23 protein-coding genes are annotated in these 22,046 nt (G+C 72.6%); 11 read left to right on the forward strand and 12 right to left on the reverse strand.

Annotated features, from left to right (window positions below; genetic code table 11):
- The first annotated feature begins 2 nt into the window (after positions 1 to 2).
- Positions 3 to 650 carry a Rieske 2Fe-2S domain-containing protein gene (locus tag AB0L00_RS25140; RefSeq protein WP_364438986.1) on the forward strand — a complete coding sequence of 216 codons (648 nt, stop codon included), beginning with the start codon at positions 3 to 5 and terminating at the stop codon, positions 648 to 650.
- An 89-nt stretch (positions 651 to 739) separates the two neighbouring features.
- Here AB0L00_RS25140 and AB0L00_RS25145 read toward each other — a convergent pair whose 3' ends face one another.
- A complete protein-coding gene (locus AB0L00_RS25145) occupies positions 740 to 2,347 on the reverse strand; it encodes a benzoate-CoA ligase family protein (protein WP_364438653.1) in 1,608 nt (535 codons plus the stop codon).
- Positions 2,348 to 2,511: 164 nt separating this feature from the next.
- Between AB0L00_RS25145 and AB0L00_RS25150 the strand changes: the two genes are divergently transcribed.
- Entirely contained in the window at positions 2,512 to 3,021 is a 510-nt protein-coding gene (locus tag AB0L00_RS25150) for a WYL domain-containing protein (RefSeq protein ID WP_364438656.1), read from the forward strand.
- A gap of 54 nt (positions 3,022 to 3,075) precedes the next feature.
- Here the strand turns inward: AB0L00_RS25150 and AB0L00_RS25155 are convergent, their stop codons facing one another.
- Positions 3,076 to 4,755: an AMP-binding protein gene (locus AB0L00_RS25155; protein ID WP_364438659.1), complete on the reverse strand. Its 1,680-nt coding sequence runs from the start codon at positions 4,753 to 4,755 to the stop codon at positions 3,076 to 3,078.
- Between the two features lie 67 nt (positions 4,756 to 4,822).
- Positions 4,823 to 5,674, reverse strand: coding sequence for an SAM-dependent methyltransferase (locus AB0L00_RS25160; RefSeq protein WP_364438662.1), 852 nt, complete (start codon positions 5,672 to 5,674; stop codon positions 4,823 to 4,825).
- A 250-nt stretch (positions 5,675 to 5,924) separates the two neighbouring features.
- On the opposite strand from AB0L00_RS25160, the gene AB0L00_RS25165 reads away from it, so the two are divergent.
- The 3 genes from AB0L00_RS25165 (at position 5,925) to AB0L00_RS25175 (ending at position 7,151) form a co-directional block, all read left to right on the forward strand.
- Positions 5,925 to 6,779 (forward strand): helix-turn-helix transcriptional regulator, encoded by an 855-nt coding sequence (locus tag AB0L00_RS25165; RefSeq protein WP_364438665.1) that lies wholly within the window; start codon positions 5,925 to 5,927, stop codon positions 6,777 to 6,779.
- Complete coding sequence (locus tag AB0L00_RS25170; RefSeq protein ID WP_364438989.1) at positions 6,779 to 6,862, forward strand: DUF397 domain-containing protein; 84 nt, start codon at positions 6,779 to 6,781, stop codon at positions 6,860 to 6,862. Before AB0L00_RS25165 ends, AB0L00_RS25170 begins: the two co-directional genes overlap by 1 nt.
- A gap of 73 nt (positions 6,863 to 6,935) precedes the next feature.
- On the forward strand, positions 6,936 to 7,151 hold the full coding sequence (locus AB0L00_RS25175) for a hypothetical protein (RefSeq protein WP_364438668.1): 216 nt from the start codon (positions 6,936 to 6,938) through the stop codon (positions 7,149 to 7,151).
- Here the strand turns inward: AB0L00_RS25175 and AB0L00_RS25180 are convergent.
- Both AB0L00_RS25180 and AB0L00_RS25185 read right to left on the reverse strand, forming a co-directional pair.
- Positions 7,148 to 8,149, reverse strand: coding sequence for an ADP-ribosylglycohydrolase family protein (locus AB0L00_RS25180; protein WP_364438671.1), 1,002 nt, complete (start codon positions 8,147 to 8,149; stop codon positions 7,148 to 7,150). The two genes, AB0L00_RS25175 and AB0L00_RS25180, sit on opposite strands and share 4 nt — an antisense overlap.
- A complete protein-coding gene (locus AB0L00_RS25185; RefSeq protein WP_364438992.1) occupies positions 8,146 to 9,675 on the reverse strand; it encodes an MFS transporter in 1,530 nt (509 codons plus the stop codon). The genes AB0L00_RS25180 and AB0L00_RS25185 overlap by 4 nt, the downstream gene beginning before the upstream one ends.
- 189 nt (positions 9,676 to 9,864) lie before the next feature.
- Here AB0L00_RS25185 and AB0L00_RS25190 point away from each other — a divergent pair, with 189 nt between their 5' ends.
- Complete coding sequence (locus tag AB0L00_RS25190) at positions 9,865 to 10,488, forward strand: TetR/AcrR family transcriptional regulator (protein WP_364438674.1); 624 nt, start codon at positions 9,865 to 9,867, stop codon at positions 10,486 to 10,488.
- A gap of 12 nt (positions 10,489 to 10,500) precedes the next feature.
- Positions 10,501 to 12,045, forward strand: coding sequence for an AMP-binding protein (locus tag AB0L00_RS25195; RefSeq protein WP_364438677.1), 1,545 nt, complete (start codon positions 10,501 to 10,503; stop codon positions 12,043 to 12,045).
- Here AB0L00_RS25195 and AB0L00_RS25200 read toward each other — a convergent pair.
- Both AB0L00_RS25200 and AB0L00_RS25205 read right to left on the reverse strand, forming a co-directional pair.
- On the reverse strand, positions 12,015 to 12,797 hold the full coding sequence (locus AB0L00_RS25200; RefSeq protein ID WP_364438680.1) for a hypothetical protein: 783 nt from the start codon (positions 12,795 to 12,797) through the stop codon (positions 12,015 to 12,017). The genes AB0L00_RS25195 and AB0L00_RS25200 overlap by 31 nt on opposite strands.
- Positions 12,798 to 13,053: 256 nt before the next feature.
- On the reverse strand, positions 13,054 to 14,127 hold the full coding sequence (locus AB0L00_RS25205) for an alkene reductase (RefSeq protein ID WP_364438683.1): 1,074 nt from the start codon (positions 14,125 to 14,127) through the stop codon (positions 13,054 to 13,056).
- A gap of 102 nt (positions 14,128 to 14,229) precedes the next feature.
- Here AB0L00_RS25205 and AB0L00_RS25210 point away from each other — a divergent pair, with 102 nt between their 5' ends.
- The 3 genes from AB0L00_RS25210 to AB0L00_RS25220 all read left to right on the forward strand — a co-directional run bounded on the left by AB0L00_RS25210 (position 14,230) and on the right by AB0L00_RS25220 (position 18,366).
- Positions 14,230 to 17,013, forward strand: a complete 2,784-nt coding sequence (locus AB0L00_RS25210) for a LuxR C-terminal-related transcriptional regulator (RefSeq protein WP_364438686.1) — start codon at positions 14,230 to 14,232, stop codon at positions 17,011 to 17,013.
- Positions 17,014 to 17,032: 19 nt separating this feature from the next.
- Positions 17,033 to 17,365 (forward strand): metalloregulator ArsR/SmtB family transcription factor, encoded by a 333-nt coding sequence (locus AB0L00_RS25215; protein ID WP_364438689.1) that lies wholly within the window; start codon positions 17,033 to 17,035, stop codon positions 17,363 to 17,365.
- A gap of 110 nt (positions 17,366 to 17,475) precedes the next feature.
- Entirely contained in the window at positions 17,476 to 18,366 is an 891-nt protein-coding gene (locus AB0L00_RS25220) for a TIGR03620 family F420-dependent LLM class oxidoreductase (protein ID WP_364438692.1), read from the forward strand.
- Positions 18,367 to 18,418: 52 nt separating this feature from the next.
- On the opposite strand, the gene AB0L00_RS25225 is transcribed toward AB0L00_RS25220, so the two are convergent.
- Entirely contained in the window at positions 18,419 to 18,844 is a 426-nt protein-coding gene (locus AB0L00_RS25225) for an OsmC family protein (RefSeq protein ID WP_252811533.1), read from the reverse strand.
- Positions 18,845 to 18,950: 106 nt separating this feature from the next.
- On the opposite strand from AB0L00_RS25225, the gene AB0L00_RS25230 reads away from it, so the two are divergent.
- Positions 18,951 to 20,048: a DUF5925 domain-containing protein gene (locus AB0L00_RS25230; protein WP_364438696.1), complete on the forward strand. Its 1,098-nt coding sequence runs from the start codon at positions 18,951 to 18,953 to the stop codon at positions 20,046 to 20,048.
- A gap of 36 nt (positions 20,049 to 20,084) precedes the next feature.
- Here AB0L00_RS25230 and AB0L00_RS25235 read toward each other — a convergent pair whose 3' ends face one another.
- Genes AB0L00_RS25235 through AB0L00_RS25250 form a run of 4 tightly spaced genes read right to left on the reverse strand, consistent with a single transcriptional unit; the run spans position 20,085 to position 22,046 of the window.
- Entirely contained in the window at positions 20,085 to 20,888 is an 804-nt protein-coding gene (locus AB0L00_RS25235) for a methyltransferase domain-containing protein (RefSeq protein WP_364438699.1), read from the reverse strand.
- Positions 20,889 to 20,898: 10 nt separating this feature from the next.
- Positions 20,899 to 21,105, reverse strand: coding sequence for a hypothetical protein (locus tag AB0L00_RS25240; RefSeq protein ID WP_364439013.1), 207 nt, complete (start codon positions 21,103 to 21,105; stop codon positions 20,899 to 20,901).
- Complete coding sequence (locus AB0L00_RS25245; RefSeq protein WP_364438702.1) at positions 21,074 to 21,424, reverse strand: hypothetical protein; 351 nt, start codon at positions 21,422 to 21,424, stop codon at positions 21,074 to 21,076. The genes AB0L00_RS25240 and AB0L00_RS25245 overlap by 32 nt, the downstream gene beginning before the upstream one ends.
- Entirely contained in the window at positions 21,354 to 22,046 is a 693-nt protein-coding gene (locus tag AB0L00_RS25250; protein WP_364439016.1) for a hypothetical protein, read from the reverse strand. The genes AB0L00_RS25245 and AB0L00_RS25250 overlap by 71 nt, the downstream gene beginning before the upstream one ends.

Here is a 22,046-nt window from a genome sequence, read left to right on the forward strand (position 1 = left end):
CGATGAAGGGCCTACGGCGATACGTCGAGGATCTGATCAAGGGCCGCCGCCCGCATCCCTTCCCGGTCGACGAGGCGGACGCGGACGCGCTCCGCCTGGCCATCGAGCTGCGGGCCGCCCGTCCGGGATCGGACGCGCCGCGCGAGGAGTTCGTCGCCGACCTGCACCGTCGACTGGCGGAGCCGGAGCCCGCCCGACCGCCGCTGCCGGTCCGCCGCCGGCTGGTCCTGGGCGGCGCGCTGGCGGGGGCCGGTGCCGTCGCGGGGGTGACGATCGACCGCGGCCTCACCCGCGGTCCGACGTTCGCGGGCGACGGAACATTGCAGCCCCTCAACGGCAGGTGGCATACGGTGGCGGCGGCGGCCGAGCTCACGGAGGGCGCGGTGGTCCCCTTCGACGCCGGCAGCGTCACCGGCTTCGTGGCCCGCCGGGCCGGCCGGTTGCGGGCGGTCTCCGGCGTGTGCACGCACCAGGGGTGCCGCCTGCACGTCGAGGGCGGCGCGCGGCTGCGCTGCCCCTGCCATCGGGCGCTCTTCGCCCTCGACGGCAAGGTCCTCCACCACCGGCTCGCCGCGCCGATCCCCGCGCTGCCCCGGCTCGCCGTCCGCGAGGCGCGCGGCGTGGTCGAGGTCTACGTCACCGCCACTTAGGGCCTGTTTCAGAGCCCCGCCGCCCTACTGTGCGGCGCGGACTTCGGGACAGGCCCCGGCGTGCGTCAACGGCCGGCCGGGCGTGCGGGTCAGGACCGGGTCTCGTCCAGGAGATCGTGCCCGCCGCCGCCCGGAGCCGCCGGGGTGCGGTCGGCTCGGCCGAGGCGTTGGCGGACGAGATAGCGCTGGACCTTCCCGGTCGCCGTCGTCGGCAGCGACGCGACGAAGTGCACCGCGCGCGGCCGCTTGAAGGACGCGAGCCCGTCCCGGCAGAACGCGACGATCTCCTCGGCGGTGACGGCGGACCCCGGCGCGCGGACGACGGCGGCGACGGGCTTGTCCAGGCCGTCGCCGTCCGGCAGCGCCACCACCGCCGCCTGGGCGACGCCGGGGTGCTCCAGCAGCCGGGCCTCGACCTCGCTCGGGGACACCCAGATCCCCCCGGCCTTGATCATGTCGTCGGAGCGGCCGAGGAACCGGTAGGCCCCGTCCTCCTCGACGACGTACGTGTCGCCGGTGCGCAGCCACTCGCCCTGGAACACCTTCCGGGTCACCGCCGTACGGCACCAGTAGCCGGTGGCGATCGAGTCGCCGCGCACCATCAGGTGCCCGGGCGTGCCGCGCGGCACGTCGGCGCCGGCGTCGTCGACGACGCGCAGGTCGTACCCGGGGACCGGCACGCCGCTGGTGCCCGGCCGCACCTGGCCCGCGCGGTTGGAGATGAAGATGTGCAGCGCCTCGGTGGCGCCGATGCCGTCCAGGATCTCCACGCCGTACCGCTCGGCGAACCGCCGGAAGATGGGCGCCGGCAGCGGCTCGCCCGCCGACACCGCCGTACGGACCGGCGCGAACGTCTCCGCGGGCAGCTCCGCGGCGAGCAGCGCGGCATAGAAGGTCGGCACGGCGAAGAACAGCGTCGGCCGGTCCCGCCGGACGCGCTCGGCGATCAGCGCCGGCGTCGGGCGGCCCGGCTCGAGCACGGTGGACGCGCCGGCCGAGAGCGGGAAGAAGCAGGAGTTGCCGATGCCGTACGCGAAGAAGAGCTTCGGCACCGACAGGCACCGGTCCTCCGGCCCGATCCCGAGCACCTGGGCGCCGTACGTCTCGGCGACCGACCGGATCGAGGCGTGCCGGTGCACGGCGGCCTTCGGCAGGCCGGTCGTCCCGGAGGTGTAGAGCCAGAGGGCGCCGGCGTCGGGGTGGGTGTCGTACGGGTCGCCGTTCCCCTCGTCGCCGACGACGGAGTCCAGCCGGTGACCCTCCGCCCAGGCGGGCGGCGCCGGCGCGGCGGGCCCGCTCAGCAGGAACGCGGCCAGTTCGGGCGCGGACTGCGCGGCCTCCTCGGCGGCCGCGGCGAACTCCGGGCTGGCGGCCAGCACCCGCGCCCGCGAGTCGCGCAGGAGCCCGGCGAGGTCCTTGGCGGTCAGCATCGTGGACACCGGGACCGGCACGGCGCCGACGCGCATCGTCGCGAGGATCAGCGTGAGCAGGTCCGGGCCGTCGGCCATGGAGAGCATGACCCGTTCTTCGGGCCGTACGCCGAGTTCGCGCAGCCCGGCGGCGGTACGCCGGATCCGGCCCAGCAGGTCCGTGTAGGTGAGCGTGCCGCCCGGCCCGGTGACGGCGATCCGGTCGCCGTCGCCGGCCTCGACATGCCGGTCGACGAGATGGGTGCTGGCGTTGAACACCGGCCTCACGCCCTTGGCTGGAGGGGACGTACTCGTTGACGAACGGACCTGCCGCCGATGCCGCGTTTCGCCGGCGCCGGGCAGTTGGTGATCTTAGTCGCCCCTTTCCCGGAGCGGGGGAGAAGCGGGGAACGGCCCTCGAAAATGTCAGTGTTCGAACGTATGATCGAACCATGGCCGAGAACGCGACGCTCGCAAGCCGTACCCGTCCTCCACTTCCGGCCCCCGAGGTGGCGGCCCTCGCCCTCTCGCTCGCCCACCTGGGCGCCGGTCCGCAGTCCGCCACGGCCCGCCGGGCCCTGCGCCGCCTCTTCGACGATCTCGACCCGGCCGAGACCGCCGGTACGACCCTCGACACCCTGGCCCGCCCGCTCGACCCGGCGACGGCGCACCGGGCCCGGACCGCGGCGGGCGCGATCACCGCGCGGCTCGTCGTCCGCCTCCACTACGCCGACGCCCGGGGCAATGTCACGGTTCGCGAGGTGGAGCCGGTGACCTGCCTCGTCCACCGCGACCACTGGTATCTCGTCGGCTGGTGCCGGCTGCGCCGACACATCCGTGCCTTCCGCTTCGACCGGATGCTGGCCCTCGAGGCGACCGAGATCCCGGCGCGCCCGCACCGCGCCGACCGCTTCCTGCCGTTCCAGCCGCGCGCGCCGCGGACCGCGCACTGCCGTCACTGACCCCACCGCCGCCGGGGCGCGCCGTCCGGATCCTCCGGGCGGCGCGGACCCGTCTCAGCCGATCAGCTCCGTGCGGAGCCGCGTCTTCAGGATCTTGCCGGCCGGGTTGCGGGGCAGTTCGCCCTCGCGGAACCAGATGTGGGCCGGGACCTTGAACGCGGCGATGCGTTCGCGGAGGAACTCCTGCAGCTCCTCCGGCGTCACCGTCAGTCCCGGGCGGAGGCAGACGACCGCGCCGACCTCCTCGCCCAGCGCCTCGTGCGGCACCCCGATCACGGCGGCCTCGGCGATCGCGGGATGGTCGTACATCGCCGACTCGACCTCGGCGCAGTAGACGTTCTCCCCGCCGCGGATCAGCATGTCCTTGGCCCGGTCGACGATGTAGACGAAGCCGTCCGCGTCGATGCGCGCCAGGTCCCCTGTGTGGAACCAGCCGTCGCGGAACGCCTGCGCGGTCGCCTCGGGGTTGTTCCAGTACCCCTTGATGACGTTCGGTCCCCGGACGAGGAGCTCGCCGATCTCATCGGTGGGCAGGTCCGCGCCCGCAGGGTCGACGACCTTCACGTCGCACACCGGGACCGCCGGGCCGATGCTGTCGGGATGGGTCAGGTAGTTGATCCCACTGTTGTACGTGGTCACCGCCGACGTCTCGGTCAGGCCGTACCCGTTGCTCGGGACCCGCTCCGGGAGCACCTCCTTGATCCTCTCCAGCAGGGCGGGCGGAGCGGGCGAGCCCCCGTACGACACCGACGCGAGGCTCGAGGTGTCGTACTTGTCGAACTCGGGGGAGGTCAGCAGCTGCCAGGCCATCGTCGGCACCCCGCCGAACGCCGTGACCCGTTCGCGTTCGATGAGCTGGAGCGCGCGTTCGGCGTCCCACTTGTGCATCAGGACGATGCAGCCGCCCAGGACCGCGCTGGCCACGAGGACCGTATGGCAGCCGGTCGCGTGGAAGAGCGGCAGGCTCGTCAGCGTGATGCGCCGCCCCGGGTCGGCCAGCTCCTCGATCGGATTGCCCGCCTGCAGGCCGGCGCCCAGCATGGCGTACGCCAGGCTCAGGGTGTTGCCGGTGATGTTGCGCTGCGTCCCGAGCGCGCCCTTCGGCCGGCCCGTCGTACCGGAGGTATAGAAGATCGTCGCGTCGTCCTCCGGCTCGATGTCGGCGTCCGGAAGGGTGGTCTCGGTGACGTCGCCGAGCACCGACTCGTACGCCTCCGCGCCCGGCGGCGGCGTCCCCTGGGCCCGTACGACGATCGTGGCGACGCCGAGTCCGGGCAGGACGCCGGTGAGCCGGTCGAGGCGCTGCTCGTCGGCCACCAGGACCTTCGCGCCGCTGTCCCGCAGCCCGTACTCCAGCTCGGGACCCGTCCACCAGGCGTTCAGCGGGACGACGACGGCGCCGACGGCCGCGGCGCCCCAGAACGCGACGAACCATTCGGGGCGGTTGCGCATCGCGATGGCGACCCGGTCGCCCTTCCGCACGCCGTACCGTTCGGTCAGCCGGCGCGCGAACGTGGCGGCGTGCCGGAAGTGCTCCTCGAAGGTCAGGCGCTCGTCCTCGTAGACGATGTACGGCTTGTCGCCGTGCCCCCGGCTGTTCTCGAGGACGGCCCGCAGCGACGGCGAAGCGTACTTCCAGACGCGTGTCCGCACGCCGCGGATGTCGACCTCGTCCATCTCGAACAGCTGCCCCGGGGCGGTCAGCTCGGCCCTGACCTCATCCAGACTCTTCATCGGCACCTCCGGTCCGGAGCCTACGAGCCGAATGCCGTTCTAGAAAAGCCCCTCAGGCAGGCCCGTCTCACGGTTTTCGGGCGACTCCCGCCCAGCAGACGCTCCGGGAGGGGGCGTCGCTGAGCGGGCTCGACGCCTCGTCGGGGCGCCACAGCGGAGTCCACACCACGCCGGGGTCGATCAGGTCGAGGCCGGCGAAGAACGCCTCGACCTGCGCGCGTGTCCGGACATGGGCGGAGCTGGAGGTCTTGTAGTTCTCCTCCAGGGCGGCCTCCACGTCGTCGTCCCCGTCGTCGGTGGCGTGGGAGATCACCAGGTGGCTGCCCGCCGGGAGCGGCTTCAGGAGGCGGCGGACCAGCTCGTACGGGTCCTCGGCGGCGGAGATGAAGTGCAGGACCGCGACCAGCATGAGGCCGATGGGCCGGTCGAGGTCCAGCAGCCGGCGCAGCGCGGGATCGGCCAGGATGCCCTCGGGGTCGCGCAGGTCGTGGCGCACGATCGCCGTCCCGTCGATCCCGTGCAGCATGTCCCGCCCGTGGGCGAGCACGACCGGGTCGTTGTCGACGTACACGACCCGGGACTCCGGGGCGATCTCCTGGACGACCTCGTGGACCTGCCCGTACGACGGCAGGCCGGTGCCGATGTCGAGGAACTGCCGGACGCCCGCCTCGGCCGCGAGGAACCGGGCCGCGCGGCGCAGGAACCCGCGGTTCTCCTGGGCGGCGTCGCGCGCGCTCGGCAGGGCCGCCATGGTGTTCTCCGCCACGACGCGGTCGGCGGGATAGTGGTCCTTGCCGCCGAGGATGTAGTTGTACACCCGCGCCGGGCTGGGGATTTCAGGCCGGAACTCGTTCTGCCGGTCGTAGTCCGTCACGAGAAGCCTCATCGCCGGGATGTCGGAGGCGGTCGATTCTTCCACGAACGCCCGTGTCCGGCGGCTGGATCCGGGAACCTGCCGCCGGACACGAACGATCGCTGGGCGGCCACAGGATCGCCCACATCACCATCACATGCCTGGCCACGGCTGACAATGGGATTGCATCCAGCTATGGGATAGCATTGCGCCACGACGCTGACGATGCAAGCCCATCGTGAAGTGGGATTGCATCGCGGCGGTCTCCGGCCGGTCGTGGAAGACTCGGAGGCCCGCCGCGAAGGAGGTCGAGGTCATGGCGAACGCGGGAGCGAGCGGCCCCACCGCGCTCCGCATCCTTCTCGGATCCGAGTTGCGCCGGCTCCGGGACAAGGCCGGGGTCGCTTCGGCCGAGGCCGCCAGGGCCATCGGCGGATCCGAGTCGAAGATCAGCCGGATGGAGCTCGGCCGCAGCGGCTTCAAGCAGGCGGACGTCGCGATCCTGCTGTCGCTGTACGGCATCACCGCCGAGGAGGAGCGCGACCAGCTGCTGACCCTCGCCCGCCGGGCCAACCAGCCCGGTTGGTGGCACAGCTACGGCGACATCCTGCCCTCCTGGTTCCAGCCCTACGTCGGGCTGGAGCAGGCGGCGGCCCGCATCCGCACCTACGAGCCGCAGTTCATCCCCGGCCTGCTGCAGACCGAGGAGTATGCCGCGGCCGTCATCTCCCTCGGCGACTTCCCGCCGGAGGACGTGGAGCGCCGGGTCTCGCTGCGAGCCACGCGGCAGCGGCGCTTCCGTGACGGTGTGCTGCGGCTGTGGGCGGTGATCGACGAGGTGGCGCTGCGCCGTCCCGTCGGCGGTCCCGAGGTGCTGCGCGGGCAGCTGGAGTACCTCATGACCGTGGCGAAGCAGCCGGGCCTCACGCTCCAGGTCACGCCCTTCGAGGCCGGCGCGCTGCACGCCGCGCCCGGCGGGTTCACCATCCTGCGGTTCGCCGACCCGCAGCTGACCGACGTGGTCTACGTCGAGCAGCTCGGCAACGCGCTCTACCTCGACAAACGTGAGGACGTCGACCGCTACACCCTCGCAATGGACCGCCTCAGCGTCGTCAGCGCCACCCCCGACGAGTCCATCGATCTCATCGGCACGATCCTGGAGGGCCTGTGATGCGCACCGACGACCTGTGGCGAAAGAGCTCCAAGAGCACCCCCGAGGGCAACTGCGTGGAGGTGCGCGTCCTCGTCCGCTGACCCGCCGCCGGCCCGCTGACACGCGCATCACGGAAGTGGAGCGTCCTATCACGCTCCGTGTACGGTGCGGGCCGTGGAGAACCTGCGGATCGGCGTGGTCGACATCGTCCACGACGAACAGACCACCAATGACCATCTGTCCTGCGCGGTGTGCACCTGGCGGCTCGGGGTGTCGCCGCGCGAGTACGCCCTGCGCCTCGCCCGCCGCCATGACGAGTCGCACCAGAACGGACCACGGCGCGCGCGTCCTGGCGGCGCGGGCGAGCCGGGGGAGGACGCGGCGGGCTAGCGGACCCGGCCCGCGGTCGGTTCGGCCGCGCGGCGGGCCAGGCTCACCAGGTCGTCGGCGCGCAGACCCGGCCAGCCGTGCACCCGCGCGCGCCATTCGTCCGGCACGGCGGACAGGCCGTAGCGCGCGCCCAGCAGCGCCCCGGCGATCGCCGCGACCGTGTCGGTGTCGTTGCCCACGCGGACGGCGGCGACGAGGCCGCCGGTGAGGTTCGCGGTGTGGGTGATCGCCGACCAGGCGGCCTGCAGCGCGGGCACGACGAAGCCGTTCGGGCTGAACCGCCCCGGCGGGCCGGTCTCGGCGTCCCGGAGCCAGGCCGCCCAGTGGTGCCGCCGCTCGGCGGGCAGCAGGTCCAGTCCCTCCCGGACGCCGTCGAACGTCGCGTCCAGCACCGCGCGCCGTACGCCCGAGCACCACAGCACGCAGGCGTCCCCCGCCAGGTCGTCGAAGTGGGTGAGCGAGCTGACCAGCCGCGCGGCCTCCGCCATCCCCGCCGGGTCGGCCAGGTAGGGGAGGGCCACGATCCCGGTCCGCATGAGCGAGCCGTTCCCGGCCGTGCGCCCCGTCTTGCGGTGCAGGTCGGCCGACGCCTCCCGCATCGACCGCGCCAGGCCGCCGGCGCGCGCGGTGGCCGCCAGCACCCCGGAGGTCTGCAGGCCCACGTCGCTCGCGCCCTCGTGGGACCACCGCAGGAAGCGCTCGGCGATGCCGTCGAGCGCCTCCTCCGAGCGCAGGTCGCCCGCTGTCGCGGCGACCTCGGCCACGCAGACCTGCATCTGGGTGTCGTCGCTGTACTCACCGGGCGCGTAGGGGCCCAGCCCGCCGCCGACCATCTCGGGCACGGCGGTCTCCGGCAGGGGCTCGGCGAACTCGTACGGCACGCCGAGCGCGTCCCCGCAGGCCGCGCCGAGGAGCACGCCGGCCGCCCGGTCTCGCTGATCGTTGTTGAGCATCAGGAGTACGGACGTGCCGGCGGCCTCGATGGTTCCGTCGGTCATTCCGCGGAGCCGGTGAGCCTGGCCACCTCCCGCTCGTGCGCCTCGGCGTCGGCACGGGCCGCCTTCGGGCTCCACCGGCCCGCCAGCGGCAGCATGAGGAAGACGAAGGCCACTTCGGCGGCGATGCAGACCCACCACCAGTGCTGCCACTGGTGCGGCGCGTCGGCCGCCGCCTTCTTGATCTTGCCGAGCTCCTGCAGCAGCGCGGGCGGCGGGGGCGTGCCGGGCGGCACCTTCTTCGCCGCGGCGAGCACCTCGGGCGCCCGGGTCAGCGTGTCCATGGCGCCCACCACGTACGGGAGGGTGAAGTAGGCGACGCAGACGACGATCCGCAGGATCCAGCCCCAGACGGCCAGGCCGGTGGCGGTCAGCGCCGGGTTCCGCCGCTCGACCGTCTCGGTGAACGCCGCCATCCAGGGCGTGTACGCCACTCCGAGGCCGACGGCGAGCAGGCTGATGATCCAGATCAGGGTGGACGCGCTCGTGTGCGGATGGGTCGTGCGCGTCAGGAACACGTACGTCATCACGACCGCGAGGATCGTGCCGCCCACCATGAAGGGCTTGCGCACCCGCAGCCGGTCCGACACCACGCCGACGATGACGAGGGAGATCGCGTTCATCGCCCAGTACCAGCTGTTGACGCCGTTGGCCTTCGCGGTGGTGAGGCCGAAGTTCGAGGTCAGGTAGATGGTGAAGAACGCGACCGCGGTGTAGTAGATCAGCAGGAACACGCTGACGCCGAGGGCCGGGGCGAGGATGTTCAGCCGCAGCATCTGCCGCCAGGGGTTGCGGAGGTCGGCCTCGCGCTCGGCGGTCTCGGCCCGGGCCTCGACCAGCGCGCGGTCCGCCATGCTCACCATGACCTGGTCACGGAGCCCCGGCCGCAGCTCCCGCAGCCCGACCAGGGCGACGGCGAACGCCACGAGCCCGACGACACCGACGATGTAGTACTGGCTGGACCAGGACTCGTCGAAGTGCGGCAGGGTGCGGTTGGCCACGAAGCTGACGACCAGGCTGCCGATCACCGGGCCCAGGGTCCAGAAGCCCATCGCCGAGGCGCGGCCGATCTGCGGGGAGAAGTCGCGGACGAGGGCGGGCGTGGCCACCAGGCACATCCCCTCGACCAGCCCGGACAGGACGGCGAAGACGGCGAAGGTCGCCTTGTTCGGGGCGGCCGGCGTCAGGATCGCGAGGACGCCCGTGGCCAGCAGCCCGTACGTCACGAGGTTGGCGCGGCCCCACCGGTCGGCGATGCCCGCGGCCAGCGACCCGAACGCGCCGACCAGGTTGGACACCACGAGGATGTTCACGTAGTAGATGAACGACATCTTGAAGTGCGCGAGCATCAGCGGCGCGACGCCGCCCGCGACGTACAGCTCGTAGTACAGGACGATCGTGACGAACACCGCCACGGCCAGATAGCGGTAGCGCGCCGCGGTGTCCGGATAGCGGTCCAGGCCGCGTCTCCACAGCCGGTCGAGCGAGAGGCCGTCGGACGGGGACGTCGTCGGGTCGGTGGGGGCCATCGCCACCTCGTTTCCTGCGGGGTTCGATGTGGGCGGACGCTCCGGAGCGCACGTGGCACCCCGCCCCCGAGGACCCGGACGACCTGTGTCATCCTGGCCGTATAAGCGCAGTGAATGAGCGTTCATTCACAGAATGGAACCCATTAGTACGCTCGGGTCGGGCGGCAGTCAAGAGGAGGAGCGAAGCCGGTGACCGAATCGGACCTGCCGCTCGGAGGGTCGCGTGTCCAGCGCCGGCTCGCCGCGGCCGCGGTCGAGCTGTTCTACCGCCAGGGCGCGCTCGCGACCCCGGTACGGCAGATCACCGAGGCGTGCGACCTGACGCCCGGCGCGCTCTACAACCACTTCGGATCGAAGGACGAGCTGCTGTACGTCCTCGTCCGCGACATCCACCTGCGGCTGGAGGACGAGGTGACCGCGGCGCTGGAGGCCGTCGCGGGGGACCCCCTCGAAGAGCTGCGGGCGATCGTCGCGGTGTACGTCCGGCGGCACGCGGACCACCGGGAGACGGCGCGGGTCGCCAACCGGGAGTACCGGCTGCTCGGCGGCGCGTGGTACGACGAGATCGTGACCATCCGCCGGCGGTTGCGCGACCGCGTCGTCGACGTCCTGCTCGCCGGGCACGAGAAGGGCGTGTTCCGGCTGGTCGGCGGCGACGGCCGGGCCGCCGCCGTCCTCACCGCGGTCCCGATCCTCGACATGTGCGTGCACATCAGCGAGTGGTTCCGCGACCGGCGGCGGCCCGGCGCCGCCGAGCTCCAGGCCCGCTACGTGGAACTGGCGCTGCGCATGGCGGGTGCCCAGACCGACTGATCGGAGGTCCTCATGGCTCGACTTCTCCGTCCGTACGCCCAGGCCCGGCCGGACGAGCCCGCCGTCGTCGACGAGCGCGGCACGACCACCTGGCGGGAGTTGGACGCGCGGGTCGACCGGCTCGCGGGGGCGCTGCGCGACCTCGGCCTGACCACGGGCGACGTCATCGCGATCCACTCGGGGAACCGGCGGGAGCACGTCGAGATCATGGCGGCGGCCACCCACATCGGCCTGCGGTACGTCCTCGTCAACTGGCACTGGAGCGCGGAGGAGCTGGCGTACGTGCTCGCCGACTCCGGCGCGAAGGCGATCTTCTCCGAGGAGCGGTTCGCCGAGACCGCCGTGGCCGCCACGGCGGAGGCGGGCCCGCGTGCCAGGATCGGCCTGGGCGAGATCCCGGGCTTCCGGCCGTACGAGGACGTTCTGGCCGTCGGCCCGGACGGGGAGCCGGAGGACCAGGTCCTCGGCTGGCCGATGATCTACACGTCGGGCACCACGGGCCGTCCGAAGGGGGTCAGCCGCAAGCTGGTGCGGGCCGGCGCGCCGATCGACACGATGGCGACGGTCGCCCCCACGTACGCCCAGGCCCTCCACATCCCCGAGGGCGGCCGATCGCTGCTGGTCGGCCCGGTCTACCACTCGGCACAGTGGCTCTTCTCCTACGTCCTGCTCTGTGCCGGGCGCTCGCTCGTCATGCGGCAGGGCTTCGACCCGGAGGAGACGCTGCGGCTCGTCGAGCGGTACCGGATCACCAACACGCACCTCGTGCCGACCCAGTTCGTCCGGCTCCTCCGCCTCGACGAGCGGACCCGCCGCGCGTACGACCTGTCCAGCCTCGCGGCCGTGTGGCACGGTGCCGCGCCGTGCGCGCCCGAGGTGAAGCGCCGGATGATCGAGTGGCTCGGCCCGGTCGTGTACGAGTACTACGGGTCGACCGAGGCGTCCATCAACACCGTCGTCACGTCCGAGGAGTGGCTGGCACGGCCGGGCACGGTCGGGCGGCCGCTGCCCTCGGTGGAGACCCACGTGCTGCGCCCGGACGGCACGCCGTCCAAGCCCGGCGAACCCGGGCAGCTGTGGTTCCGCTACGCGAGCGGCGACGACGTCGAGTACTGGGGCGACCCCGAGAAGACCGCGTCGATCCACCGCGACGGGCTGTTCACCACCGGCGACATCGGCCACCTGGACGAGGACGGATACCTGTTCCTCGCCGACCGGGTCATCGACATGATCATCAGTGGCGGGGTCAACATCTACCCGGCCGAGATCGAGGGCGTGCTCATCACCCACCCGGCGGTACGCGACGTCGCGGTCTTCGGCGTGCCCGACGAGGAGTACGGCGAGCAGGTCAAGGCGGCGGTCGAGCTGGAGGAGGGTCACGCGCCCTCGCCCGCGCTGGCCGAGGAGCTGATCGCCCACTGCCGCGCCTCACTGGCCCGCTACAAGGCCCCCCGCTCGGTCGACTTCGTCGACGCCCTGCCGCGCACGCCCACCGGCAAGCTCTACAAGCGGCTCGTCCGCGAGCCCTACTGGACCGGCCGGGACAGGCGCATCTGAGGCGCGCGGCAGCCGATGCGGGCGGGCCGGCCCCAGTGGCGCGTGAGCCGGTGCCGGCGCAGCTCCTCCTGGTCGGCCCGCCAGCCGACCAGGTCGTAGTACCGCTCGGACGGCTCACGGACGACGGGGACCCCGGGCGCGTGCGCGCGCATGGCCCGGGCCAGCCGGGCGGAGTGGTACCGCCAGCCACGGGCCTCGGCGTGGAAGCTGACGGCGAGCACCAGTCCCTCGCGTGTCGGCCGCCGGTCAAGCCGGCGGAGGCGGGCCCAGACGCCCAGCGGAAGGTCGGGCCGGGAGACCGCCTCGTCGAGCTCGGCGAGGTGCCGTTCGGGGGAGCCCGGGGCGGTGGGGTGCACTCGGAGCCCGACGCACCGGACCGCCCCGTGGACGAAGTCCGTACGCCGGGAGAACAGCACGAGCGCGCTCACCTCGTCCCAGGTGAAGCGGCGACCGCCGTCCCGCGACGCGGCCAGGAAGATCCCGCCCGCGTCGACGGCGAAGGCGATCCCGCCGGTGCGCCGGGCCCGCGCCAGCCGCACCGCCCCGGCGGCGGTCAGCAGGACCGACGCGACCGCCAGCGCCATGGGCGGGGGCACGCGGTCCGGGTGCCCGCCGTGCGCCGCGCCGCCGATCCAGCGGATCGCCTTCCCGAAGGCGAACGCCCCGGCCACGATCATGAGGATCGGCGGGACACGCCGGTACCGCGCGACGTACGGCATCGGCGCGGGCTCGTCCGGGAGCTCGGTGGTCACCGCGCGCATCCTCCGCCTCAGCCACTGGTCCTCCGGCGCACTGTACTGCGTGGCCTCCGGGATCGTATGAGGATGGTCCCGCCTCGGGCACCGGACGGCCGTGGCCCCCACGGCGGTCACCGCTAGGAGGCGTCAGGCACCGCGCGTCGGAGGGCCGTGGTCGCCACGTCGTCACCGGCTCGGAGGCGGTCAGGCGCCGAGCGTCGGAGGGTCATGGTCGCCACGGTCGTCACGGTCGTCACCAGCCCGGAGGCGGTCAGGCGCCGAGTACGGGGTAGTCGGTGTAGCCGCGGTGGTCGCCGCCGTAGAAGGTCGCCAGGTCCGCCTCGTTGTACGGGCCGCCCGCCTCGATCCGCGCCGGCAGGTCCGGGTTGGCGAGCCACAGCCGGGCGTACGCGATCGCGTCGGCCAGCCCCTCCCGCAGCGCGTCGACGCCGGCCTCGACGGTCGCCGGGAGCGGTTCCGGCGACGGATGCGGGTTGAGGATCAGCGCGCCCGGCCACGCGGCCCGGATCGCGCGCGTCGGCTCCCGGTCGCCGGTCTCCATCACGTGCATGTAGGCGAGGCCCAGCGGCGCCAGCGCGCCGGCGAGCGCCGGGTACAGCTCGCCGGTGTCGGACTCGGTGATGCCGTTCACCAGGGCGCCGGGGGAGACCCGGATCCCGACCCGCTCGGGCCCGATCGCGTCCGCGACCGCCTCGGCGACCTCCACCGCGAACCGGATCCGGCCCGCCACCGAACCGCCGTACGCGTCGGTCCGCCGGTTGCTGCCGTCGGCGAGGAACTGATGGATCAGGTAGCCGTTGGCCCCATGCAGCTCGACGCCGTCGAACCCGGCGTCCAGCGCGTTGCGCGCGGCGGACGCGTGGTCCTCGATCGTCCGGGCGATGTCCTCCACCGTCATCTCCCGGGGCGTCGGGTGGTCGAGCATGCCCTCGGGGGTGAACAGCTTCTGCCCGGAGGCGATCGCCGAGGGCGCCAGCGGGAGCGCGCCGTCCGGGTACAGGACCGGGTGACCGATCCGGCCGGAGTGCATGAGCTGGACGACGATCCGGCCGCCCTTCTCGTGGACGGCGTCGGTCACCTTCCGCCAGGCCGCCACCTGCTCGGGGGAGTGCAGGCCCGGCGTGTTGACGTAGCCCTGGCCGATCACGCTCGGCTGCGTGCCCTCCGTGACGATCAGCCCGGCGCCCGCCCGCTGCGCGTAGTACTCCGCGGTCAGTTCGGTGACGAGGCCGCCGTACGCGCGGCTGCGCGTCATCGGCGCCATCACGAGGCGGCTGGGCAGCTCCAGCGCGCCGGCGGTGACCGGCTCGAACAGTTCCCTCATCGCATGTTCTCCTTCGTGGAATCGCTGGTGGGAACGCTAGAAGCCGGGGACCTGGGGGCGAATCAGTAACGTTTCGGTACTGGGCCACGTAGGTTTGTGGGCGTGTTGTACGGGCGGGACGCCGAACGCGAACGGCTGACACGACTGGTCGACGACGCGAGTACCCGGCGCCGGAGCGGCTCCCTCGTGCTGCGCGGCGAGGCCGGGATCGGTAAGTCCGCGCTGCTCGGCCACGCCGCCGACGTGGCGTCCGGACCGCGCCGCGCCGCCGCGGACGTGGCGTCCGGGCCGCGCGACCATGCGGCCGGGGAGGGGGAGAACGCCGGTCCGGACGCGGCCGGTGCGGCGTCCTCGCCGCGGGTGCTGCGCGCCACGGGCGTCGAGGCCGAGCGGGACCTGGCGTACGCCGGGCTCCTTCAGCTCCTGTGGCCCGTGCAGGAACGCCTGTCGCGCCTGCCGGACCCGCAGGCGGACGCGCTGCGCACGGTCTTCGGCTCCAGCGGCCCCGGCCGGGGCGATCGCTTCCTCACCGGGCTGGCCCTCCTCACACTGCTGGCCGACCTCGCCGACGAGGCGCCCGTGCTGTGCCTGGTCGACGACGTGCAGTGGATCGACACGGCGAGCGTGGACGCCCTGCTGTTCGCGGCGCGCCGGCTGTCGGCGGAGGGCGTCGTCATGGTCTTCGCCGCCCGCGACGACGGGTTCGCCGGGCACGGCCTGCCCGAGATCGAGCTGACCCGGCTGGACCGCGCCGACGCCGCGCGGGTCCTCGCCGGCCGGCGGCTGACCCCTGACCGCCGGGACCGGGTCATGGCCGAGGCCGACGGCAACCCGCTCGCGCTCCTGGAACTGGGAGCCACCGGGCGGCGGCACGACGGCGGGCACGGGCCGCTGCCGGTGACCGACCGGGTCCTCGCGGCCTTCCGTGCCCAGATCGGCCGGTTGCCCGAGCGGACCCGGCTGATGATGCTCGTCGCCGCCGCCGAGGCGCGCGGTCACCTGCCGACGCTGCTCGGCGCGGCGACGGCCCTGGACGTGTCCCTCGACGACCTCGAACCGGCCGAGCAGGCGCGGCTGGTGGAGGTGACCGGCACCTCCGTCTCCTTCCGGCATCCGCTGGTCCGCGCCGCCGCCTACCAGGGCACCTCGCTCGCCCGCCGCGTCACCGTGCACCGGGCCCTCGCCGCCGCCGCGGCCGACCCCGACTGCCGGGCGCGCCATCGCGCCGCGGCGGCGACCGCGCCCGACGAGGACGTCGCCGCCGACCTCGAGGCGGCCGCCGTACGCGCCCGCGACCGCGCGGCCGGGGCGGCCGCCGCGGCCCTGTTCCAGCAGGCCGCCCAGCTGACACCCGACACCGGCGGCCAGGCCCGGCGCCTCACCGAGGCGGCCGGGGCCGCTCTGAGCGCGGGCGGCGCCGACCGCGCCGGCGAGCTCGCCGTACGGGCCGAAGGACTCACCGCCGATCCGGCCGCCCGGACGCGGCTGGCGCGGATCCGCGCCGCCGTCGAGTTCGAACGCGGCGATCCCCGGCAGGCCGCCCGCATCCTCGTCGCGGAGGTCGCCGACGACCGCGGGGCGGCCGCGATGCTGCGCATGGGCGCCTCGTACGCCTGGCTCTCCGGCGACGCGGAGGCGATCCGCGCGGCCGCCGAACGGTCGGCCGCGGCCGGGTACCGGGATCCGCTGATCCAGGGGATGGCCCACCTCGCCGACGACGACTTCGCGCGCGGGGTCCCCCTGATGCGGGAGGTTCTCGAGGGCGCGCCGGGCGGCGGTCGCCGTACGGACGTGTCCGACGCGGGGCCCGAGGAGCCCGGCGCGCTCGTCGAGGCGATCCACGCCGGACTGATCCTCGGCGATGACGACGCGGCGATTCGGCTGGCGACCGCCGAGGTCGCCCGCTGCCGGGAGCGGGGTCTGGCCGGCGAACTGGCGGGCGCGCTGCAGCGCCTGGCCCAGGCGCAGGTCGCCGCCGGGCTGTTCCGTGACGCCGAGGCCAACGTCGCCGAGGCGATCACGATCGCCCGCGACACGGGCCGGAGTCAACGGGTCGGCCGGCTGGAGATCGTGCTCGCGTGGGTCGCCGCCGTCCAGGGCGACGAGGAGCGCTGCCGGGCGCTGACCGATGACGCGCTCGGCGTCGGCGGCCGGAGCGCGCCGGGCGCCGAGGCCGCCGCCGCGGCCTGCGCGCGCGGCCTCCTCGACCTCGGCCTCGGCCGGTACGACGACGCGTTCGACCGGCTGGAGGAGGCACGGCGCGGTCCGGGGGGCTTCACCACCGCCGTGACCGTCGCGAACGCCGACCAGGTGGAGGCGGCGGTCCGTGCCGGGCGCCCCGAACGGGCGGAGCCGGCGCTCCGCCGGTTCGAGGAGTGGGCGCGCGCCGGCGGCCTGCCGTGGGCGCGGGCGGTCGCCCTCCGCTCCCATGCCCTCCTGCACGACGACGAGGCGGCGTACGCCGAGGCGCTGCGCCTCCACGACAAGGGCGGGCGTCCGTTCCAACGGGCCCGGACCGAGCTGCTGTACGGGGAGTGGCTGCGCCGCGCCCGTCGCCGCTCCGACGCGCGCGCCCCGCTGCGCTCGGCGCTGGAGGTCTTCGAACGACTGCGCGCCGAGGCGTGGGCCGAGCGGGCGCGGACCGAGCTGCGGGCGACCGGCGAGTCCGCGACCGCCGCCCGTCCGGCCGCCGCCGACCTCCTGGAGCGGCTCACCCCCCAGGAGCTGCAGGTCGTACGGCTGGCGGCGGAGGGGAACAGCAGCCGGGACATCGCCGCGCAGCTGTTCCTGAGCCCGCGGACGGTGGAGTACCACCTCTACAAGGCGTATCCGAAGCTCGGCGTCTCGTCCCGCCGCGAGCTGGCCCGCCTGGAGCTGACGCGGTAGCGACCTATACTCCGGATCCATGGCGGACGATGCGCTCTCACCGGATCCCGACCTGGTCCGCGCGTTGCAGGCGCTGTCGAATCCGATGCGGCTGCAGATGCTGTCGTGGTTGCGCGAGCCCGAGCGTCACTTCCCGCCGGAGGAGGCGATCGCCGACCCGGTCGAGGTCGGGGTCTGCGTGAGCCACATCCAGGCCAAGGCGGGCCTGGCCCAGTCGACGGTGTCCGCGTACATGGCCGAACTCCAGCGCGCCGGCCTGGTGCGCGCCACGCGCGTCGGCAAGTGGACCCACTACAAGCGCGACGAGCAGCGCATCGCCCAGCTCGTCGCCGCGCTCGGCCGGACCCTTTAGAGAGCGCCGGACCCTCGTACGGTGTGGCGGCGCGGGCGATGGGTTGCGCCTCATATCGAATATCTGCGATATTTCGATGCGTCACGGTGAAGTGGATGAGGAGATGTTCCATGGGCGGCATTGACGGCCTGGATCTCGGGACGTTCGGGATCTACACGTTCGACTTCGAGCACCAGCCGGCCGCGCGGATGCGCGAGTCGATCCAGGAGCTCGAGGAGCTGGGCTGGCGGGCGTTCTGGTTCCCCGAGGTCGGCGGACGGGAGGCGTTCACGCAGGCCGGTTACCTGCTCGCCGCCACCGAGCGGATGCACGTCGTCAACGGCATCGCGCAGATCTGGTCGCGCACGGCCCGGGCGACGTACGGCGGTGCCCGTCTCCTGGCCGACGCCTACCCGGACCGGCACGTGCTCGGCCTGGGGTTCGGCGGCGAGCGGCGGCCCGGGATCAAGCCCCTCGCGGCGATGCGCGAGTACCTCGACGAGATGGACGCCATCGAGGCGGCGAGCCCCGCGCCGCGGGCTCCGATGCACCGGGTCCTGGCCGCGTACGGGCCCAAGATGCTCGAGCTGGCCCGCGACCACGCCGCCGGCGCCCACACGTACCACGTCACGGTCGCGCACACCGCGCAGGCGCGGGAGACCCTCGGGCCGGACGCGTTCCTGGGCGTCGAGCACCCGGTGCTCTTCGAGACCGACCCCGGGAAGGCCCGCGCGATCGCGCGCGAGCACCTTCACCCGTACCTGACGACCCCGTACAACATCGCGAAGTTCCGCCGGCTGGGCTACTCGGAGGAGGAGATCGCCGGCGGCGGCAGCGACCGCATCGTCGACGACCTCGTCTTCTGGGGCGACCCGGACATCATCGTCGAGCGGCTCCGCGGCCACGTCGAGGCCGGCGCCGACCACGTCGCCGTTCAGGTCATCGGCGTCGAGCCCGGCAGGTCGGCGATGCCGCACTGGCGCACGCTCGGCGACGCGCTGCCGCCCCGGTCCGGCGCCTGAGCCCGGGGCGCGGCGTGGGCGCGGGACGTACCGGCGCCCACGCCGGACCGGGTCAGGCCAGGGACGCGTCGAGCGTGATCTTGGTCCCGGCCAGCGCCTTGCTCACCGGGCAGTTGGCCTTCGCCTGCTCGGCGGCGTTCTGGAAGTCCTCGGCGGACAGGCCGGGCACCGACGCGCGCACGGTCAGGTGGATGCCGGTGATCCCCTCACCCGGCTGGAAGGTCACGTCGGCACGGGTGTCCACCGACTCCGGCGGCGTGCCGGCCCCGGCGAGGCCGTGCGACAGCGCCATGGAGAAGCACGTGCTGTGCGCGGCGGCGATCAGCTCCTCCGGGCTCGTCTTGCCCTCGGGCTTCTCCGCCCGGGACGGCCAGTTCACCTCGAACTCCCCGACCTTGGAGGAGTCCAGCGACACCTTGCCCTGCCCGCCCATGAGCGGGCCTTCCCAGTGAGCGTTCGCAGTACGGACGGTGGCCATGTGATGCTCCTTCTGGACGTGCACGGGGTCCGCCGCCGAGCGGCGGCGCGCCCGAAGAGTGGTAATTCACTGGACTCGGCCCAACGGCGCCCCGATCATCGAGGGCATGTCCGAACCCGTCGTCCCGATCATAGGGGCCGAGCCTGAGGCGCCCGTCGACTACCGCCTCGACACGACCGACTCGCTCCGCAGCGTGATCGACGTCCTCGCCCTGCAGCCGTTCACGACGGGCCGTCAGCCGTACGCCCGGGTCAAGCACCTGGACCGGATCCGCCCCGACGCGCCGCTGCGCCCGGCGGACGCGGGGGTGCTCCGCGTGGTCCGCGAGGACAACTGCGACGCGCTCCTGGCCTCCGGCGACGGCTGGACCCTGCGCGCGGCCCGCTGGCGCAGCGGGGCGGGCGTCGTCGAGGTCACGGCCGTGAGCGACGAACTGGCCGCGGCGGTCCTCGCGCAGTCGGTTCGCGACGCCGTCGACGAGACACCGGCGCAGGATCGCGTCGAGATGGGCTTCTGGCACTGCGGCCGGCAAGGGCCGCAGCGCCGCGAGCGGTCGATCACGGCGCCGCCATGGTCGGAGATCAGGGGGAACTACGCGGCGCGGGCCGCCGCGGCCGTCGACCGGCTCGCGGCGGTCCAGGCGGCCGACGTGACCGGCCGGCTCCTCCTCCTGCACGGTCCCCCCGGAACCGGCAAGACCACGGCCCTGCGGGCCCTGGCCCGCGAATGGGCGAAGTGGTGCCAGTTCGACTGCGTGCTCGACCCCGACGAGCTCTTCGGCGACCCCGCCTACCTCATGGAGGTCGCCGTGGGGGACGAGGACGACGACGAGGACCGGCGCTGGCGGCTGCTCGTCCTGGAGGACTGCGACGAGCTGATCCGGGCCGAGGGCGGGGAGAAGACCGGGCAGGCGCTGTCCCGCCTGCTGAACCTCACCGACGGACTGGTCGGCCAGGGCCGCGACGTGCTCGTCGCGCTCACCACCAACCGGCCGCTGGCCGGTCTGCACCCCGCCGTCGTTCGTCCCGGCCGCTGCATCGCGCAGATCGAGATGGGCCCGCTGTCCCGGGCCGAGTCGGCCGCCTGGCTGGGCACCACGGACGGCGTCCCCGACGGCGCGACGCTCGCGGAGCTCTACGCGATCCGCGACGGCCGCGCCCCGGACGCCCCGCCCCCGACCTCGGGCACCGGCTTCTACCTCTGAGCACCGGTACCGGTTTCCGCGTGGTCGTGTTCCTTCTCAGGGGCGACGAGCGGTGATGAGCCAGGCGCGGGAGTCGAACCAGACGCCGTCGTCGCTCAGGTGCGCGGAGAGCATCTCGCGCAGCCGCCCGACCACGCGCGCCGCGGCGGCGGGGTCCAGCCGTTTCAGCGCTTCACTGGTGCAGGTGAAGCCGTGGACCCAGTCGAGGGCCGCGGCCACGTCCGGACCGTAGTAGACCGGTTCGTGGACGTCGGTGAAGGCGATGTCGGCGAACCCCGCAGCGCCCAGGATCTGCTTCACGGCCGGCGGGTCGGCGAGCGAGAACGGATCCGGGCCGGCGGAGGCGGCGGCCGCCGGCCCCTCGGGTCCTGCGAGGGATCGTCGGATGGCGACGTTCCACTCGTTGCGTTCGCGGTGCTGCCAGACCATCATCACCAGGCGCCCGGCCGGGCGCAGCGTCCGGCCGATGTTGGCGAACGCGGCGACGGGGTCGTCGAAGAACATCGTGCCGAACCTGCTGATCGCCAGGTCGAAGCGCTCCTGCGGGAAGCGGTGGACCTGCGCGTCGGCGTTCTCGAAGGTGACGTTGCCGAGCCCCTCGGTCCGGGCGATCTCGCGGGCACGCGCGACGGCGGATGCGGAGATGTCGATCCCGAGCGCACCGCCCGCCCGGGCGGTACGCGCGGCCGCCCGGGTCGTCTGCCCGATCCCGCATCCGATGTCGAGGACGTGGTCGTGCGGCCGGACGCCACAGGCGCGGCGCAGTAACCGGTCGTGCCGCTGTAGTTCGGCGTCGTAGCCGCCGGGGTCGAGCGAATGTTCGCCTGCGGAATGTCGCACTGCGGTCCCTTCAGTCGTGCTCTGCGGTGTCGACGACCGTGAACGGTGCTCGCACACCGGTGGAGAAGTGCGCTGCGGCCTCGAGCGCGGCGATGGCGCGGGCTTCGAGGGACATGCCGGCGCCGGCCGTGGCATGGAGGGCCCCGAGGGCGATCTCCGCCCCGCACCCGACCGCCGTGTACCCGTCATCGGTAACCGAGTGCTGGGCCTTCGACAAAGCCGGACATAGGATGACTCTTTGGCCAGACTTCAACTGCTTGGACTGTGCGTATGAAGTCGGTCTCGCGTTCTTCATCGCGACTCAGGGCTAGTACCTCGATAGAGGGATATACGTCAAGGCGTCTGAAATGTGTCGCCAGTTCATGGGCGAGATCGAAGTTTCCTGTACTGTAGACGATAAGGATATCTATGTCATTGGGTCGTTTAGACCCATGTGTCACTGATCCGAAAATATAAATACTTAGATTATCGCGGCCGGGGTAGATGTCTGCGAGGCCTCTCAGGCGGGCGATAGTTGAGGAAAGTATTTCCGTCATAATTCAGAGCTCCCATCAGTTCGGTGTAATTGAATAGACCTATCTTGGCGTGACGGGCGTGCTCTAGGGCCGCTTCGGTTGGCCTGCCATTTGGATTGACGTTCATGATTGCATTCGCCTGTGGATGGCGCTTAATGGCGCCGACCAAAGCCTCTTCGCTGAACTCGTATTGATAATCAATTGCAATAACGATGTTACTGAGTCCATCTCGAAAGAGTTCCATGGATGCTTCGCAGATCATGCGGATGCCGTCAACTCTACTGTGTTGCGCCAGGCGATTTCGAGCGAAGTCGACGTTCTTGTCGACGAGTGGTCGAGGATCTACCCATGAAAGGTATGTGAAAACCTCCTTCACTGTTTGTGTGGTTGAGCCTAGGGATTCTGCCAGCTCTCGAGCTTCCCATGCATAGTGAGCTTCTTTAGGTACGAGGCAGATGATAGTTACTGCCTGATCGTTAAGGATGTGCTCCACGTCTTGCGTCTCGAGGTATCCAGTCGCCACTGGGGCTATGGTTATAGGGGTGATTCCCTTGCGCTCAACGAGGAGAGTGCGTGCAGAGGCTTTCGTAATCGAGCGAACCGCGTCGTGACGTTCTAGTGTGCCGGCGAACCATTCGGTCAT

This window comes from Actinoallomurus sp. NPDC052308 (assembly GCF_040679195.1).
Lineage (GTDB): Bacteria > Actinomycetota > Actinomycetes > Streptosporangiales > Streptosporangiaceae > Actinoallomurus > Actinoallomurus liliacearum.